The 18,458-nt window shown below is 30.8% G+C and carries 17 protein-coding genes; 8 read left to right on the top strand and 9 right to left on the bottom strand.

The features are described from left to right. Positions 1–10 precede the first annotated feature (10 nt). Together Q1A46_RS03460 and topA are read right to left on the bottom strand one after the other, a co-directional pair. Complete coding sequence (locus Q1A46_RS03460) at positions 11–1,174, bottom strand: formimidoylglutamase (RefSeq protein ID WP_299673984.1); 1,164 nt, start codon at positions 1,172–1,174, stop codon at positions 11–13. Positions 1,175–1,212: 38 nt separating this feature from the next. Beyond that, entirely contained in the window at positions 1,213–3,696 is a 2,484-nt protein-coding gene (gene topA / locus Q1A46_RS03465) for a type I DNA topoisomerase (RefSeq protein ID WP_299673986.1), read from the bottom strand. Between the two features lie 203 nt (positions 3,697–3,899). On the opposite strand from topA, the gene miaB reads away from it, so the two are divergent. The 7 genes from miaB to groL all read left to right on the top strand — a co-directional run bounded on the left by miaB (position 3,900) and on the right by groL (position 10,312). Continuing rightward, positions 3,900–5,354 (top strand): tRNA (N6-isopentenyl adenosine(37)-C2)-methylthiotransferase MiaB, encoded by a 1,455-nt coding sequence (miaB, locus tag Q1A46_RS03470; protein ID WP_299673988.1) that lies wholly within the window; start codon positions 3,900–3,902, stop codon positions 5,352–5,354. A gap of 22 nt (positions 5,355–5,376) precedes the next feature. Continuing rightward, positions 5,377–6,600, top strand: coding sequence for a sigma 54-interacting transcriptional regulator (locus Q1A46_RS03475; protein WP_299673990.1), 1,224 nt, complete (start codon positions 5,377–5,379; stop codon positions 6,598–6,600). A gap of 24 nt (positions 6,601–6,624) precedes the next feature. After that, on the top strand, positions 6,625–7,143 hold the full coding sequence (locus Q1A46_RS03480) for an LptE family protein (RefSeq protein WP_299673992.1): 519 nt from the start codon (positions 6,625–6,627) through the stop codon (positions 7,141–7,143). Next, on the top strand, positions 7,137–7,853 hold the full coding sequence (locus Q1A46_RS03485) for a tetratricopeptide repeat protein (RefSeq protein WP_299673994.1): 717 nt from the start codon (positions 7,137–7,139) through the stop codon (positions 7,851–7,853). The genes Q1A46_RS03480 and Q1A46_RS03485 overlap by 7 nt, the downstream gene beginning before the upstream one ends. Next, positions 7,853–8,191 (top strand): preprotein translocase subunit SecG, encoded by a 339-nt coding sequence (gene secG, locus Q1A46_RS03490; RefSeq protein ID WP_299673996.1) that lies wholly within the window; start codon positions 7,853–7,855, stop codon positions 8,189–8,191. The genes Q1A46_RS03485 and secG overlap by 1 nt, the downstream gene beginning before the upstream one ends. Positions 8,192–8,366: 175 nt before the next feature. Further along, positions 8,367–8,642 (top strand): co-chaperone GroES, encoded by a 276-nt coding sequence (groES, locus tag Q1A46_RS03495; protein WP_095074248.1) that lies wholly within the window; start codon positions 8,367–8,369, stop codon positions 8,640–8,642. 32 nt (positions 8,643–8,674) lie between these two features. After that, positions 8,675–10,312: a chaperonin GroEL gene (groL, locus tag Q1A46_RS03500; RefSeq protein ID WP_299673998.1), complete on the top strand. Its 1,638-nt coding sequence runs from the start codon at positions 8,675–8,677 to the stop codon at positions 10,310–10,312. Between the two features lie 112 nt (positions 10,313–10,424). Here groL and Q1A46_RS03505 read toward each other — a convergent pair whose 3' ends face one another. Then, on the bottom strand, positions 10,425–11,222 hold the full coding sequence (locus Q1A46_RS03505; RefSeq protein ID WP_299674000.1) for a LamG-like jellyroll fold domain-containing protein: 798 nt from the start codon (positions 11,220–11,222) through the stop codon (positions 10,425–10,427). Positions 11,223–11,524: 302 nt separating this feature from the next. Between Q1A46_RS03505 and Q1A46_RS03510 the strand changes: the two genes are divergently transcribed. Then, on the top strand, positions 11,525–12,316 hold the full coding sequence (locus Q1A46_RS03510) for a hypothetical protein (protein WP_299674002.1): 792 nt from the start codon (positions 11,525–11,527) through the stop codon (positions 12,314–12,316). Positions 12,317–12,329: 13 nt separating this feature from the next. On the opposite strand, the gene Q1A46_RS03515 is transcribed toward Q1A46_RS03510, so the two are convergent. From Q1A46_RS03515 to Q1A46_RS03540, 6 genes are all read right to left on the bottom strand, one after another. Further along, the gene (locus tag Q1A46_RS03515) at positions 12,330–12,752 is read right to left on the bottom strand and encodes a response regulator (RefSeq protein WP_299674004.1); all 423 of its coding nucleotides are present in this window, start codon (positions 12,750–12,752) and stop codon (positions 12,330–12,332) included. Between the two features lie 14 nt (positions 12,753–12,766). Then, positions 12,767–14,083, bottom strand: coding sequence for an ATP-binding protein (locus tag Q1A46_RS03520; RefSeq protein ID WP_299674006.1), 1,317 nt, complete (start codon positions 14,081–14,083; stop codon positions 12,767–12,769). Positions 14,084–14,189: 106 nt separating this feature from the next. Further along, positions 14,190–14,558: a heavy-metal-associated domain-containing protein gene (locus tag Q1A46_RS03525; RefSeq protein ID WP_299674008.1), complete on the bottom strand. Its 369-nt coding sequence runs from the start codon at positions 14,556–14,558 to the stop codon at positions 14,190–14,192. A 24-nt stretch (positions 14,559–14,582) separates the two neighbouring features. Then, the gene (locus tag Q1A46_RS03530) at positions 14,583–16,745 is read right to left on the bottom strand and encodes a TonB-dependent receptor domain-containing protein (protein WP_299674009.1); all 2,163 of its coding nucleotides are present in this window, start codon (positions 16,743–16,745) and stop codon (positions 14,583–14,585) included. A gap of 151 nt (positions 16,746–16,896) precedes the next feature. Beyond that, positions 16,897–17,313, bottom strand: a complete 417-nt coding sequence (locus Q1A46_RS03535) for a hypothetical protein (protein WP_299674011.1) — start codon at positions 17,311–17,313, stop codon at positions 16,897–16,899. Positions 17,314–17,433: 120 nt separating this feature from the next. Further along, the gene (locus Q1A46_RS03540; protein ID WP_299674013.1) at positions 17,434–18,411 is read right to left on the bottom strand and encodes a polyprenyl synthetase family protein; all 978 of its coding nucleotides are present in this window, start codon (positions 18,409–18,411) and stop codon (positions 17,434–17,436) included. Between the last annotated feature and the right edge of the window lie 47 nt (positions 18,412–18,458).

Consider the following 18,458-nt stretch of genomic DNA (forward strand, 5'->3'; position numbering starts at 1 on the left):
TATAACTTTTTTATGTAAGTTTTTGCTGTGCTTTGTACCATCTTTCAGGAATTTTTTGCTCTGTGGCCTTCAAATAATCTTGATATGCACATGGTATTAACGCATGTCTTCTGTATTTATTATCCGTTATTAGATTAATCTCCATCCACCAACGACCACTTTTATCGCTCTTATAAAAATTTATTGGATCATCATCTTCTAAAATTACACTAAATTTTTGGTAACTTTCTTTAGTTGAAAAAGGATAATCCTTAGCTCTATAATTTACTCCTTCTACAAAATACCATATTGCTTGAGCTATTAAATTAGAAGTCTGTTTATTACTATCTAACAAACTACTATATTCATAGACACCAAAAGAGGTTACTTTGTCACTTATTCCTGCATATCTTGCAATAGCGCATAATTGATCTCCAAAAAACCCATTAGGATTTGCATTGTTATTTGCTGGAGCATCACTTTGCCTAACGCTTCCTATGTCTACACTTACAATATCTGCATCTCTTAGTATAGGCTCTACTAATTTTATCTCTCTTACAACTTCCCCTAACCTATAAGTATCGAAATACAAATTTTGCAATAATTTTACTTCTTGCTGAGAATTTAAATAGGTTTGATAACCAATATTACTATAATTGAACAAATTATTAGCTTCTTCCATTATAATTTTGCTCAAAAAAGATTCTGAATTTAATTCATCTTCTAATGTACCTAGATCAAAATGACTATCAACTGAAACTAAATTGATTGTTTGTTCCAAAGCGTCATAAGCTCTATAATTCGCATAAGTAATATCTTGACTCCCTCCCAGTAAAACTACTACTATATTATTCTTAACTAAATTAGAAACAACATCAGCAACAGCAAAATATGTATCTTTTACCGTATTACCTCGTTCTACATTTCCTATATCTGCAATAGTTAAATTCCAATCACCAATAAATAACTTGTAAAATGCTTCTCTTATTTTGGATAAATCTTCTCCACACCCTAAGTTATCTACTCCGTTTCTCCCTTCTTTAACTCCTACAAGAGCTACACTCACATCTTCTAAATCTGGAAAACCGTTTTGAACTGTGTGAATCTTTATCATTCTCCCTAAGGTATCAGGTGACTGCACATCTAGTTGTGCGACTACTTTTTCACTGATAGGAGATAAAAAATCTGTATTCATTAATTTGGGGATTAGTGAATGCTGAGCAATATATAAATTTATTTCTTTTTAGAAGTCTTTCTAGTTGTTTTTTTAGTTGTTTTTTTCGAATCAACTAACTTAACTGCATCTTCTTTTGTAAATTTCTCAATTTCGGTAGTTTTAGGCAACTCTATTTTAGTCTTACCCTTAATTACATTAAACCTACCCCATCTTGCTTTCTCTACTCGAATACCTACATCTTCCCAATTATGAATTAATTTTTCCCTTTCTTTTCTCTTTTTATCTTCTATTAATTCTTCTAAGTCTGATTGGGTTAAGTTATCGAAATCATATTTTTTATTTACATTAATAAAAATAGAATTCCACTTTATAAAAGGACCAAATCTTCCAACTCCTTTTTGAATAGGAAAACCTTCATATTCTCCGATAGGAGCATCTGCTTTTCTTTTTGCTTCAATAAGTTCAATTGCTCTATCCATATCTACAGACATTGGATTTTCATCTTTATCTAAAGAAACATATTTCCCATCAAACTTTATGTATGGACCAAACCTTCCATTAGCTACAATTACTTCTTTCTCCTCATAATCTCCTAAGGTTTTAGGCAACTTAAATAAGTCCATGGCTTCTTCATAAGTTATAGAACTCATGGTTTGATCTCCTTGTAAACTTGCAAACTTAGGTTTTTCTTCATCTGTAGCCTCTCCAATTTGAACCATAGCTCCAAACCTTCCTAAACGTACGTATACATTTTTACCAGAATCTGGATCGATTCCTAACAACCTTTGTCCGCTAGCTCTTTCAGCATTTTCTGCAACATCTTTAACTGTTGGATGAAAATCTTTATAAAAATCTTTAATTACTGAAGTCCAATCTTCTTTTCCTCCGGCAATATTATCGAAATCACTTTCTACTTTAGCAGTAAATCCGTAATCTAGAATACTTGAAAAATTCTCAACTAAAAAGTCATTCACAATGTTACCAATATCTGTTGGCATCATTTTTCCTTTATCAGAACCTACCTTTTCTGTTAAAACCTGCTCTTTAATTGAATCTGATTTTAATACTAATTGAATATATTCACGCTCAACTCCTTCAGCTGTTCCTTTTTCTACATAACCTCTTCTTTGTACCGTAGAAATTGTTGGTGCATAAGTAGAAGGTCTACCTATACCTAACTCTTCTAAATGTTTTACTAAAGAAGCTTCCGTGTATCTTGCAGGAGGACGAGTATAACGTTGCGTCGTTGTAATATATTCGTTGTTTAACTCTTCTCCTACTTTCATTTTTGGTAACATTCCTGCTTGTTCTTCCTCTTCATTATCTGTTCCTTCTAAATATACTTTTAAGAAACCTTCGAATGTAATTACCTCTCCATTTGCAGAAAAATCTTTATCATTTTTATTGTTAGAAATTTTAACATTAGTTCTTTCTAACTGTGCTTCACTCATCTGAGAAGCAATAGTTCTTTTCCAAATTAAACTATACAATCGATCTTGATCATAATCTACAGAAACAGTATGAACTGCCATATTAGTAGGTCGAACAGCTTCGTGAGCTTCTTGTGCTCCTTTAGATTTTGTAGAGAAATTTCTAGGCTTACTATATTCTTTACCATAAGAAGCTTCAATTTCTTCCGCTGCCGCATTAACTGCTTCAGAAGATAAATTTACACTATCAGTTCTCATATAAGTAATCAATCCAGCTTCATATAAACGCTGCGCCATTAACATCGTTTTTGCCACAGGAAAACCTAACTTACGAGAAGCCTCTTGTTGTAATGTTGATGTTGTAAAAGGTGCAGCCGGCGATTTCTTAGCTGGCTTTGTTTGTAAATCTGAAACTGAAAAATCTGCAGACAAACATGAATTTAAAAAAGCTTCTGCTTCTTCTTTAGTGGAAAAATTCTTTGGTAATTTCGCCTTAAACTTCTTACCATCTGCATTAGTAAACTCAGCATCTACTCTATAAGAAGCTACAGGTTTAAAGCTTTCTATGTCACGTTCACGTTCTACAATTAAACGCACAGCTACAGACTGTACTCTACCTGCAGATAAACCTGCTTTTACTTTTCTCCACAATACAGGAGATAATTCATATCCTACGATCCTATCTAGTACACGTCTTGCTTGTTGAGCATCTACTAAATCATAATTAATAGTTCTTGGATTTTCTATGGCTTTTAAAATCGCATTTTTAGTAATTGAGTTAAATACAATACGTTTTGTATTGTCTTTATTTAACTTTAATTGTTCTGCTAAGTGCCATGCAATAGCTTCTCCTTCTCGATCTTCATCGGATGCTAACCAAACCATTTCTGCTTTCTTAGCTAAATCCTTCAATTTTTTAACTACCGATTTCTTATCCGAAGAAACAATATACTTAGGTTTAAAATCTCCATCTACATTAACACCCAATTCTTTAGATGGTAAATCTGCAATATGTCCATAACTTGACTCAACTTGAAAATCTTTACCTAAAAACTTCTCAATTGTTTTTGCTTTTGCAGGAGACTCTACAATTACTAAATTCTTTGCCATGTATCTTTTCTTATAGATTTTTTGTTACACCATATATATAGTGTATTTTAAATTGCAAAAGTATACAGTTTTTTTTTATTAGGAATTGTTTTGAAAGAATTAACGCTAATTTAAATTTGAAACGACTCATTATTTAATGACAATTTGTCACACAATCATAAAATTGGTTGTATATTTGCCCTCTACTTACAAGAGATAAGATTATGGATCAGGTTGAAAAAGTTATAGACGAAAAAAAACAAGGAAAACCTTTATTAACAGAACAAAAAGAAGGTAATAGCAAGAAACTTTTTATTGAAAGTTATGGCTGTCAAATGAACATGAATGACAGTGAAATTGTTGCTGCTATTCTTGCTGAACAAGGTTTTAATACTACTGGAGATATTAATGAAGCTGATTTAGTTTTAGTAAATACTTGCTCTATTAGAGAAAAAGCAGAACAAACTGTTCGTAACAGACTACAAAAATACAATCATGCTAAAAAGCACAACCCTAAAATGAAAGTTGGAGTTTTAGGTTGTATGGCAGAACGTTTAAAAGCTAAATTTCTAGAAGAAGAAAAAATAGTTGATTTAGTTGTAGGACCTGATGCTTATCGTGATTTACCTAATTTAGTAGAAGAAGTAGAAGCTGGTAGAGATGCTGTAAATGTAATTCTATCCAAAGAAGAAACTTATGCTGATGTTTCTCCTGTTCGTTTAAATTCTAACGGAGTTTCTGCATTTGTATCTATTACAAGAGGTTGTGATAATATGTGTACCTTCTGCGTAGTCCCTTTTACTAGAGGAAGAGAACGAAGTAGAGATCCGCAAAGTATTATTGAAGAAATTCGTTCGATGCACGATCAAAACTTTAAAGAAATCACTTTACTTGGACAGAATGTTGATTCATATTTATGGTATGGTGGAGGATTAAAGAAAGATTTCCATAAAGCTTCTGAAATGGCTCAGGCAACTGCAGTAAATTTCGCACAGCTTTTAGACATGTGTGCTACAGAGTTTCCTAAAATGCGTTTCCGTTTTTCGACATCGAATCCGCAAGACATGACTTTAGATGTAATCCATATTATGGCTAAACATAAAAACATCTGTAAATACATTCACTTACCTATTCAAAGTGGAAGTAACACAATGTTAAAAGCCATGAACAGATTACATACTCGTGAAGAATACCTAGAGTTAATAGAAAATATTTACAAGATCGTTCCTGAAATGAATTTAAGTCAAGATATGATTGCTGGTTTCTGTGGAGAAACAGAACAAGATCATCAAGATACTTTAGATTTAATGGAAAAAGTAAAATATAGCTTCGGTTTTATGTTTGCTTATTCTGAAAGACCAGGAACTCTTGCAGCTAAAAAAATGGAAGATGATATTCCTTTAGCAGTAAAAAAACGTCGCTTACAAGAAATTATAAACTTACAACAAGAACATAGTTTATATAGAGCTAAAGAACATGTTGGAAAAGTTCAAGAAGTTTTAATTGAAGGAACTTCTAAAAAGAGTGAAAATGAATGGAAAGGTAGAAATACACAAAATACTGTTGTTGTATTCCCTAAAGAACACTATAAAATTGGTGATTTTGTAAATGTGAAAATAGAAGACTGTACTTCTACTACATTAAAGGGAACTGCTGTTGGGTATTCTGAAAACAATTAAAAAATAATCTAGAAGAAAAAGAATGGAAAGTTTACAAGCAGTAAAACAACGATTTGGAATTATCGGTAACGATATACAACTCAATAGAGCCATTGAAAAAGCGGTTCGAGTTGCTCCTACAGATATTTCTGCTTTAGTAATTGGTGAAAGTGGTGTTGGAAAAGAAAGCATTCCAAAAATTATTCATCAGTTATCTCACAGAAAGCATGCAAAATATATTGCTGTAAACTGTGGTGCAATTCCTGAAGGAACTATCGATAGTGAACTTTTCGGTCATGAAAAAGGAGCTTTTACAGGAGCTACCCAAACAAGAAAAGGATATTTCGAAGTCGCAGATGGAGGAACAATCTTCTTAGATGAAGTTGGAGAATTACCATTAACAACTCAAGTTCGCTTGCTTCGTGTTTTAGAAAATGGTGAATTTATAAAAGTAGGATCTTCTCAAGTTCAAAAAACAAATGTTCGAATTGTGGCTGCTACCAATGTTAATATGCATGAAGCCATAAAAAAAGGAAAATTCAGGGAAGATTTATACTATCGTTTAAGTACTATAGAAATTGGGCTTCCTCCTTTGAGAGAAAGAGGAACAGATATTCAATTATTATTTAGAAAATTTGCTTCAGATTTCGCTCAAAAAAATAGAATTCCTGTAATTCGTTTAGATGAAAATGCTAGCAATTTATTATTAAACTATCACTTCCCAGGAAATATTAGGCAACTTAAAAATATTGCTGAACAGATATCAATTATGGAAGAAAACAGGATAATTTCATCAGAAATTATTGCTCAATATCTTCCAAATATTTCTGGTAATTTACCAATGGTTGTTGGTAATTCAAGTTCTTCGAATAACGATTTTGCAAACGAAAGAGATATTATGTATAAGATTTTATTCGATATGCGTAATGACATTAATGATTTAAAGAAACTTACTTTAGATTTAATGCAAAATGGAAACAGCACAGAAGTTCAAGAAGAAAACAGGAATTTAATTCAACGTATTTACAACGAAGAAACACCTACACATAATGTAGAAGTAGTTGAAATTCCTGAAATAACTTCTCAGAACAATTATGATTTCATTGAGACTATAGAAGAACACGAAAGTTTATCTTTACAAGAAAAAGAGGTCGAAATGATTAAAAAATCACTAGAACGTAATAAAGGAAAACGTAAACTAGCAGCAAAAGAATTAGGAATTTCAGAGCGAACTCTATATAGAAAAATAAAACAATACGATTTATAAATCGAAAGCAAAGCCTACCATAAAATGAAAAAAAGCATACTTATATTTTTCTACAGTTTTAGTCTTGTTATTTTAATGGGATGTGGAGTTTATTCTTTTACAGGAAAAGGTGATATTGGTGATGCAGAAACTATCCAAATAGACTTCTTCCCAAATCAAGCTCCATTAGTGGAACCAAGCTTAAGTCAACGTTTTACCCAAGATTTACAAGATTTATTCACAAGACAAACAAATTTAACTTTAGTAAGAGCAGGCGGAGATTTACGTTTCGAAGGAGAAATTATTGACTATAGAATTACTCCTATGAGTGCAACATCTAGCCAAGGAAACCAAACTGCCGCTCAAAACAGATTAACTGTTGTGGTTAATGTTAGATATACAAACTCAAAGAAAGAAGAAGACGACTTTGAAAAACAGTTTTCTTTCTATTCAGATTATGGTGCAGCTCAACAATTATCTGGATCAGTTTTAGAAGCTGCTTTAGATGAAATTTTAACTAGAATACACCAAGATATTTTTAATGCTTCTGTAGCTAAATGGTAAAAGAAAACTACATAGAAATCCTAAATCATCCTGAAAAAATGCAGGAGATAAACTCGAGTGATTTAAAATCTATTGTAGATAAATATCCGTATTTTCAATCTGCCAGAGTATTACATTTAAAAGCTTTAAAAGATCATAAAAGTTTTCGATACAATAATGAATTAAAATTAGCTGCTGCACATACTTTAGACAGAGCTATTTTATTTAACTTCATTACTTCAGACATTTTTAAAGAGTCAAAAATCAAGAGTAAATCTCAAGAAAACAATAATGTCGATAGTGACACTAAGAAGAATGAAAAAGAAAGTATTGAAGAAGAACTTAACATAGGGAAACCGTTAACTTTTACTAAAAACGAAGCTTTTTCTTTCAACCAATGGCTACAATTATCTTCAGATATTCCTGAAACTCCAAAAGAAAAGCCAGAGAAAAAAGAAAGAAATATCCAAGAAGATATTATTGATCGTTTTATTAGTAACAACCCTAAAATATCTAGGATTAACAAGAATGCTTCAGTTCCTTCTAAACAAAATGTAGTAAACCAAGAACCTACATTAATGACCGAAACTTTAGCTAGAATTTACCTAGAACAAAAGAAATACGATAACGCAATAAAAGCTTATGAAATATTAAGTTTGAAATATCCAGAAAAAAGTGGTTTCTTTGCAGACCAGATTAAAAAAATAAGAATTTTACAAAATATAAAATAATGACAACGTATAATTTACTTTTAATATTAATCTTAATTGTTGCAGTAGCTTTAATTTTAATCGTAATGGTTCAAAACCCTAAAGGAGGAGGATTATCATCTTCTTTCGGTGGAGGCGGTGGTATGAACATCGGAGGTGTACAAAACACGAATAACTTTTTAGATCGTACTACATGGACTTTAGCTATCGCAATGTTTGCTTTAATCTTATTAGCTAACTTTGCTATTCCTAGAGCAAACAGCTCAAACAATCCTGATCTTAAAGAATCGTTAGAAGGTATTGAAACTACAGCACCTGCTGAAACAACACCTCCTGCAACAAAAGACTCAGTACAGTAAATTTTATACGACATAAATTATAAAAATGCCAACGATGACACGTTGGCATTTTTTTATTGCTTTTTTTAAGAAAACAAGACTCCTAAGAAAAATTGTCAGTTTTGTTTCAATGGCACAATTTCTGTCAAACAAAAGGAGAATATAAATTAAGATTAATCAATAATTTTTAAATAAAATGGGATTAAACATCAAACCTTTAGCAGATAGAGTTCTTGTAGAACCAGCTGCAGCTGAAACTACTACCGCTTCAGGAATTATCATACCTGACAATGCAAAAGAAAAACCTCAAAAAGGAACTGTTGTAGCAGTTGGAAATGGTAAAAAAGATGAGCCTTTAACTGTAAAAGTTGGCGATACAGTTTTATACGGTAAGTTCTCTGGAACTGAACTTAAATTTGAAGGAAAAGATTACTTAATGATGAGAGAATCGGACATTTTAGCGATCATCTAATTATCAACTAACCTAATTAAACAAAAAACAAAATGGCAAAAGACATAAAATTTGATATTGAAGCTCGCGACGGTTTAAAACGTGGTGTAGACGCATTAGCGAATGCTGTAAAAGTAACTTTAGGACCAAAAGGTCGTAACGTAATTATTTCTAAATCTTTTGGAGCTCCTCACGTAACTAAAGATGGAGTTTCTGTAGCAAAAGAAGTAGAATTAGAAGATGCTCTTGAAAACATGGGAGCACAAATGGTAAAAGAAGTTGCTTCTAAAACTAACGATTTAGCTGGAGACGGTACTACTACTGCAACTGTTTTAGCTCAAGCTATCGTAAAAGAAGGATTAAAAAACGTTGCTGCTGGAGCAAATCCAATGGATTTAAAAAGAGGGATCGATAAAGCTGTAACTGCTTTAACAGAAGATTTAGCAAAACAATCTAAAGAAGTTGGTGATTCTTCAGAAAAAATTCAACAGGTAGCTTCTATTTCAGCAAATAATGACAAAGTAATTGGTGATTTAATCGCTACTGCTTTTGGTAAAGTTGGTAAAGAAGGTGTAATTACTGTTGAGGAAGCTAAAGGAACTGACACGTATGTAGATGTTGTTGAAGGAATGCAGTTTGATAGAGGGTATTTATCTCCTTATTTCGTAACAAATGCAGATAAAATGATTGCAGAGTTAGAAAACCCATACATCTTATTATTCGATAAGAAGATTTCTAACTTACAAGAGATTTTACCAATTTTAGAGCCAGTTGCTCAATCTGGTCGTCCTTTATTAATTATTGCTGAAGATGTAGATGGACAAGCATTAGCTACTTTAGTAGTAAACAAATTAAGAGGTGGATTAAAAATTGCTGCTGTTAAAGCTCCTGGGTTTGGTGATAGAAGAAAAGCAATGTTAGAAGACATCGCTATCTTAACTGGTGGTACTGTAATTTCTGAAGAAAGAGGTTTCTCTTTAGAAAACGCAACTTTAGATTTATTAGGAACAGCTGAAACAGTAACTATCGATAAAGACAATACAACTGTTGTAAACGGTGCTGGTGATGAAGAGCAAATTAAAGCTCGTGTTAACCAAATTAAAGCACAAATCGAAACAACTACTTCTGATTACGATCGTGAAAAATTACAAGAGCGTTTAGCTAAATTAGCTGGTGGTGTTGCTGTATTATACGTTGGAGCTGCTTCTGAAGTAGAGATGAAAGAAAAGAAAGACCGTGTAGATGATGCTTTACACGCAACTCGCGCAGCTGTAGAAGAAGGTATTGTTGCTGGTGGTGGTGTTGCTTTAGTACGTGCTAAAAAAGTATTAGAGACTTTAACTACTGAAAATTTAGATGAAACTACAGGTATTCAAATTGTAAACCGTGCAATTGAAGCTCCTTTACGTACTATCGTTGAAAATGCTGGTGGTGAAGGTTCTGTAGTAATCAACAAAGTATTAGAAGGTGAAAGTAACTTTGGATACGACGCTAAAACTGAACAATATGTAGACATGTTAGAAGCTGGTATTATTGATCCTAAGAAAGTTACTCGTGTTGCTTTAGAAAATGCTGCTTCTGTTTCTGGTATGATCTTAACTACTGAATGTGCTTTAGTAGATATTAAAGAAGAAGGTGGTGCTGGTGCCGGAATGCCTCCAATGGGTGGTGGAATGCCTGGAATGATGTAGTAAATTGACTTATTTGTAAATAATTACAACATAAGTAAAACTATATAAACAAAAAGAGATAGATTTTAAAAATCTATCTCTTTTTTTATTTCTGTTATATTCAGTATACCATTTAATAAGTAGCGTAATCTGTAATTTCTTGCTGACTTAAAGTAGAATTAAAAAAAGCTAGTTCATCTATATTAGCTTTTAATAGTCCAGAAACATTATCACTTCTTCTTTCACATATATTTGCTCCTATTTCAAATGGTGCATTGTTTGTTAAATCAACATCTATATTAGCATCCCAACTTACTTCTTCAGCAAGTCCTGCATCAAGATACAAAGCAGTTTTTTTGTTTTCATTATCTAAAACACCAGTAACATAAACCCATCTTCCTTTTGCTATACCTTTAGCCGAAACACTCAAATTACTTCCGTCTGCTTGTCTTATTTCCCAACTAAGAATATTCGTATTTGGATCATCGAATGATTTCTCTTTATAAGTGAAGTTGAAAAAATTTGAAATATCACAAATTTCTCTCTTACTAAAAATGTATCTAGTAAAATTAACATCATCATTTTGTACATCTGTAACGTCTATATTAATCCAAAAACTAATAGATAAAGATCCTTTTCCCACTGGAAAATTCGGAACGGAAATAACTTGATCATCTTCCCCTGTTATATTATATGCTAATGAATCTTTTGAATTTCTATCTTTTGTAAAAACAGCATCAATTGCTTGCCCGTTTAAATTGTTTGTTGATGCATCCAATAAAGAATCATCAAAAGGATAATACGCTATTAAATTGTCGTTTTCTAATGGTGTATTAGGGTTATCTGATGCGTCATCATCACATGAACATCCTAATAAAATTGAAAAACAAACTCCTAAAATAAATGCAGTTTTTGTGTAGTTAAGTCTCATTTTATAAATACTTTTTTTGATTTTGCCTTATCGGCAGTGTAGTTAAACTTTTTACGGTTCAAAACTAGATATAATAGTCATCCTACTTGTCACCCAAAAAGGGTGATTTTTAAAAATAAAAAAGTCGATTAAGTGTTTAATTAGAGTACTAAAAATTAAAAACTCTAAAAAGATAGAGCCTGATAAATTCTATTGCTTAATGTGAATAATTAGATAAACTAACCTCTTGTTGAAATTGCTTTTTTTATATTTATAGTGTAAAAATTGTTATTCGATAGAAAATTTAAAATTAAAGGATTCGTATGGGCTGGGATATAAGTTATCATCCAATTTCTGAAGAACAAATCATTGAGCGATATTTTGATGTTTTGGATGATAAATCTTTAATCAAAGAATTAGTATCTAAATATGGAGTAAAAGATTTTTATGCTAAGAAATACGAAGAACTTATTGACATTGCCTTAGTTACTACTTCAGAAGATGTTTTTGATAAAACTCACGGTTATTACATTGCTGCTACTCAAGGTTTTTTTGAAAAGTATTTTTATGTTAGAGGTAGCGCTTTTTCTTTTTTAGAAGGAAATATATTATCTAAATACACAAAACGGTGGGAAGAAATTTTTCCTAAAGAAAAACTCACTAATGAAGTTCATAATATAATTACAGAAAACTATTCTTCTGGTAAGTTTATTCCTCCAGAAAATATTGAATTATTATTAAATGATTACGATACTAATTTAGAGTTACAAGCAAAAATAAATCATTTGTTTTCAGATGAACGTATTGGTATTTTTTTTAAAGCTATGTATTACGCCTTAGATAAAGGCCTCGGTCTTTTAGAAGCTACAGAAATAGTTGAACCCAACCCAATGGATTTAAACAATTCTATCTCTTACTCGAATCTTTTTAATTGTGATCCTCAGGGAGCTTTATTGTACCGAGATACAACTATGAAACAACTTTCTGAAATTGAAAAAGAGAATGATTTAGAAGCTGGAACTATAATATCTAACTCGAGTTATAAAATCACCAATCACGAACCCGTTCAGAAAAAGCAAAAGAAAAGCTTTTTAAAACGATTGTTTAAAAAGTAATTAGTTAAAATTCTTAGTTAAGAACAACACCTTTTTTCTTAAAATATTTCTCCTCTATATCTGTCAACATTTCTTTTGTTAAGGGTTTATTTCTAAACTCGGAAATAAATTTGTTGGAAAGTGCTCTTTCTTTATCATTAGCATTTAAAGAAGTAGTTAGCATAACAACAATAATTTGAGCTCTTTTACCTTTTGGTAACTCTTTATATTTCTCTAAAAACTCCCATCCATCTACTTTAGGCATATTAATATCTAAAAAAACAATATCTGGTATATCATTCTCATTAGCAGATTCTAGAAACTCTATTGCTTGTTCACCATCGTATTTGGTTACTATTTTATCACAATAATTATTGTCTTTTATGATTAATTCGTGAATAAAGTTTGTAGCCTTATCATCGTCAACAAGTAATACGGTATTGATTTTTGTACTCATTTATTTTTATTTTTTTAAGTTAGTTTAACGATTTCCTTTCTTAAAGTGAAGTAAAAATCACTTCCCTTTCCCTCTTCAGAATCTACCCATAATTTTCCATCATGCATTTCTACTATTTTTTTACAATGTGACAGACCTATACCAGTTCCTTCATACTCTTCTTTACTGTGGATTCTTTTAAATATTGAAAATATTTTTTCTTTATACTTTTCTTTAATACCTATACCATTGTCACTTACTTTAAACTTCCAATATTCTTCTAATTCTTCTGACGTTACTCTTATTTTAGGCTTATTTTCTGGATGTTGAAACTTAATTGCATTAGATATTAAATTTTGAAAAAGTAATCTTAATTCAGATTTATATCCTGTAACCTCAGGTAAATTTTTCCATTTAATATCAGCATCATTTTTTAATATTATCTGATTAAGATCTTTCCTTACATCGTTTATAACTTCATTACAATTTACTTTAGACAGCTCTCTATTTTGACCAAGTACAGAATATTCAAGTAAATCTTTTACCAAGTTTCTCATTCTACCCGTGGCAGATTCTATAAACCCTAACATCATTTTTCCTTGCTCATCAAAACTCTCTTTATATCTAGAACTAAACATATCAACCATACTCGAAACCGTTCTTAAAGGCTCTTGGAGATCATGAGAAGCTATGTATGTTATTTCATTTAATTCTTTATTCTTTTCTTTTATCTTTTCAAATGTATGTTCTAATTTCTCGTTCTTTTCTTCTAAAACTATACTTGATTTTTTTAATTCCTTTTCTATAGGGCGATAAATAAAGTAAACCTCTAATATTAGAATTAATAATGCTATAATGAAAAGCAAATACTCTATTTGTACTATAAAACTTAGTTTTTTATCTGAATTTTTCTCTAAAGCCTTAACAATAGCATCCATTTCAGCAAGAAAATTATTCTGATTTTGAGTAATTTCCTCTAAATCTAGTTTTGTTTTCCCTAAAAGTTTCATTTGCTTTTCAACAAAAACAATATACTTATCAAGTTTTTTTAATTCAACAGAAACATTAAAATCTTCATTTGAAAGAACATTATGATTCGAACGAGATATTAAAAGACTGTGAGCACCTTTCCACTGATACAAAAGTTCATTTAAAAACTCACTAGATTTTGCTCCTCTATCTATTGCGCAAAACTCATTTGTGATTCTTTGGCTAAGCATTCGTTGTTTTCCTGCAACGTTAATAGTATTTGCATCTGCTTTTTTTTGCTTTAACCAATATTGAATAAAAATTTGATTGATTCCCAGCACCAAAACTGTAATACATATACCAATTACATATCTTTTGTTCATAGCCTAATAAGTTACGAAAATAGCTTGTAAAAAGAATTAGCTTAAATTTAATAAATATCTGATTATCAAAAACAAAAAAAACTCAGGAAAAGTCCTGAGTTTTTTATTAGTTTTTTTTGTGATTCTTCACAACTTCTTCATCTCGATACTTACAACAAGCATCTAGTTTTTCATAATTCTCTTCAGTTGCTTTAATCTCTTTAGTATCGTGACCAACATTAGCTACATTCTGACAAACTATTTTTTTATCCGTTTTACGTTCATCTAAAATCACTGTAAGTTTATGTGTTTGTAAATTCCAATTTGCATATTTTACTCCTTTAGTATTTAAAGCTGCTTTCTCTATACGAACTTTACATTCCATACAAACTCCATCTACTTTAAAAGCAACTTTAGCATTTTTTTTCTTCTTTGCTTGTCCGAAACTACTCACTGCAATTAATACGAAACATAATACTGTTATAATTTTCTTCATAATATTATTATTTAATTTTTGTTTTTAGTCTAATTTAAATCTGAATCCTGCATAAAAAGTGCTTCCAAATATTGGAGCATATACTATTGTACTATCAAAACTTGCTCCAAACGGATTCTCACTTCCTAAAATTGGATTTCCTTGTTGAACATTTGTTAAATTCTCTCCTCCTACATACACTTCAAACTTCTTAGAAAACACCTTTGTAATTTGTGAATTCAATAAATTGAAGCCATTTGCGTAATTAGGTAATTGATCTTGCACTGGATTGGAAATTGTATTTGGCAACCTTTGTTTACCTATAAAATTATACGTTACATCAAATTTCCATTGTGATTCATTAATTTTCTTTTTTGTATTATATGAAACATTAGTAAAGAATCTATTTCTAGGTTGTAAAGGCTTTGCTAAACTTCCTGAAACATAATCTGTAGAAACATCAAAAAACTTATATGCTGTTCTTATATTCAATCTAGAAACTGGCTCGTAGTTTACTTCTACTTGAAAACTATTTGCAATACTTTCTCCTTCTAAATTATAAAACGAAATAGCTCTTGGATCTTCCCAGTCTACTACTGCTTGACTTTCAAAATCGGTCATGTAATAATCGAAAGTGATATCTCCTTTTTTCCCAAATAGCTTAAAACCTTGTAGAAAAGAAACTCCGTAATTCCATGCAATTTCAGGATTCAATCCATAAATATTTCCTTCTGTACTATTGATATTAATTTGACGTGAAGAAGCAAACAACTGCTGGTTTTCAGCAAAAACATTTGGACTTCTCTTTCCTCTACCTACTGAAGCTCTTAAAACTCCTTTTCTCCAAGGAACGTAGCGTAAATGCAAACGAGGCGTTAAAAACGTACCTAATAAATTATGAAAATCTACTCTTAAACCGGCAGTCAAACTAAAGTTTTCAGCATTATCATAAGCATATTCAAAAAAAACACCAACAGAATTTTCATCTCTATTAAAGTTTGTAGCCTCTACCAATTCTTTATAATCATCATAAGTAAAGCTTAAACCTGTTTTAAACTTATTTCTTGTGTCTCCGATTATAGAATTAAATATAAAGTTTGAATACACGCTTTGGTGCTGAATATTATAATCTCTTAAACCGAAATACGATTCTTGATCGTGATTACTATAGGCTAATTGTAATCCCATACTTTGAAATGGAAGTTCTGGAAAAACATAGCCTAATTTCCCCGAAAAATCGAAACGTGAGGTTTTAATCTCACTTCCCCATGCATTCGTAGTTTTCTTATCTACATCAGGATCAAAATTTAACTCACCAGTTTGTTTTCTATCATTTAAATATCTAAAATTTAAAAAACTCACCCAGCCTGTTTCATTGTCGACATATTGCCAACGATTCATAACGTTAATTTGTTCAGCTAATGGCGCATCTAAAAAGTTATCATTATTGTTATCAAACTTTTCTCCTCTTAAATTACCGTGTAAATATAAACCTGTACTCCATTTCTTACTTATTTCTTTATTGAAATGTGTATTTAACTCTAATCGTCCGTTTCTGTTTCCATAAGCATTTACGAATATTTTCTTATCCGTTAACGGCTTCACTAATTCGGCATTAATTTGACCAGAAATACTTTCAAAACCATTAACTACACTCCCTGCTCCTTTGGTTATTTGAATGCTTTCTACCCAAGTTCCAGGTGTAAAAGTTAATCCATACACTTGAGAAGCTCCTCTTACCATAGGAATATTCTCTTGAGCAATTAGTAGATAAGGACTATTTAACCCTAACATTCTAATTTGTCGAGTTCCTGTTAATGCATCTGAAAAATTAACATCGACAGAAGGGTTTGTTTCAAAACTCTCTGCCAAGTTACAACAAGCAGCTTTTAACAATTCATCACTATTTACAGTGAAAATATTTTCTGTTTGCAAAAACGACTTTGAAGTTGCTTGCTTTTTTACAGAAACTGATACTTCATCTAAGATTGCTTGTTCTGTTAAAAAATGATGAACTGGTTTTAAACTATTGATTTCTATTGTATCTGTTTTATACCCTACAAAACTTATAACTAATTTTTTATATTCTTTTTTATAAGGTATTTCGAACCAACCTTTTTCATTAGTGGTCGTTCCTACTTTTGTATTTAACCAATGTACATTGGCTCCAAACACTCCTAGGTTATCTTTTGGATTATTTTTATCCATGATCATACCTTTAAATGTTTGTTGTGAATAAGCTTGTGAACTTATTAGTATAAGCACACAAACCAACATTTTAAAATTCATGATTTGTTTATGATTTATATGTATAACTCTTTTTAATAATTGACATTACGTCACTAAAAAAGGATATAAATCATATAATGTAAACTTCGTGTAAAACCTGTAAATCTAGATCTAGATTTGGTGGTGAATAAAATTCATTAGTGTTTGTTTGTTCGTAATTCTCTACAAACAATTTATAATAAGAAGAAAGAAATGCAACTACAAACTGTTGCTTTTGAATATCAAACTTCTCTGCAGTATTTTTAAGGTCTTCTTGACCCTGAACTTGTTCTACTTCGTCTTTACAACAATTCTTCTTTTTGATTACTTCAGGATCATCACAATCTTCTTCTCCCGTTTCACCTGAACAATCTTCTCCATTGCCAAAATAAGATACACTTACTAAAAAATCACCACAATAATGCTTTTCTACAGTAAATGAAAATGTAGAAAACAACACTAAAAGTGCCAATAAAATTGATGATATTTTAGAAAATAAATTTCTCATTCTGTTATACAAAAATAAAAAACTTCTTCTTACAAAGTTAGAACATTAACATTTTGGTAACTAAATTAAGTTGAGCAGTTCTTTTTAATCGACGAATGGTTTAACTGGATAGTTGAAAAATTAAATTTTTCTTTCAACAACATAATCTATCATCGCTAATAAAGACTGTTTGTATTCTGAATCTGGGTAATTTTCTAAAATCTTTAATGCTCTATTTTTATAATTATGCATTTTATTAATTGTATAATCTATACCTCCATTCTCTTTTACAAAAGCGATTACCTCTTTAACTCTTTTTTTATTTTTATTATGGTTTTTTACTGAGTTAATTAACCATTTCCTATCTTTTTCACTACAATTGTTTAAGGTATAAATTAAAGGCAAAGTCATTTTTTGCTCTTTTATATCGATTCCTGTAGGTTTACCTATCTTTTCTTCTGTATAATCAAATAAATCATCTTTAATTTGAAAAGCAATACCAATATATTCACCAAATTTTCGCATTTGCTGAACAACTTCATTACTACAACCTACAGATGCTGCTCCAATACCGCAACACGCAGCAATAAGAGTTGCTGTTTTTTGACGAATAATTTCAAAATAAATATCTTCTGTTATATCTAGCTTTCTAGCTTTTTCTATCTGTAGTAATTCACCTTCACTCATTTCTCTTACTGCTATAGAAATAAGCTTTAATAAATCGAAATCTTCATTATCTATAGAAAGTAGTAATCCTTTTGATAATAAAAAATCTCCAACAAGTACAGCTATTTTGTTTTTCCAAAGAGCATTTATTGAGAAGAAACCTCTTCTCATATTACTATCATCTACAACATCATCGTGTACAAGTGTAGCCGTATGAATTAACTCTACAATAGAAGCACCTCTGTATGTTCTTTCATCAAAACCACCATTAGAGACCATTTTTGCTACTAAGAAAACAAACATAGGACGCATTTGTTTTCCTTTTCTTCTTACTATGTAATATGTGATTCTATTTAATAACGGAACTTTAGAAAGCATTGAATCTTTAAACTTAGATTCAAACAGTTCCATTTCTTTTGCAATCGGAATTTTGATTTGTTCAACAGGTTTCATTAAGCCTTCCTTATACTCGTCAAAAATAAAGAAATAAATTAAGATGC

Source organism: uncultured Tenacibaculum sp. (assembly GCF_947502995.1).
In the GTDB taxonomy this organism is placed as follows: Bacteria; Bacteroidota; Bacteroidia; order Flavobacteriales; family Flavobacteriaceae; genus Polaribacter.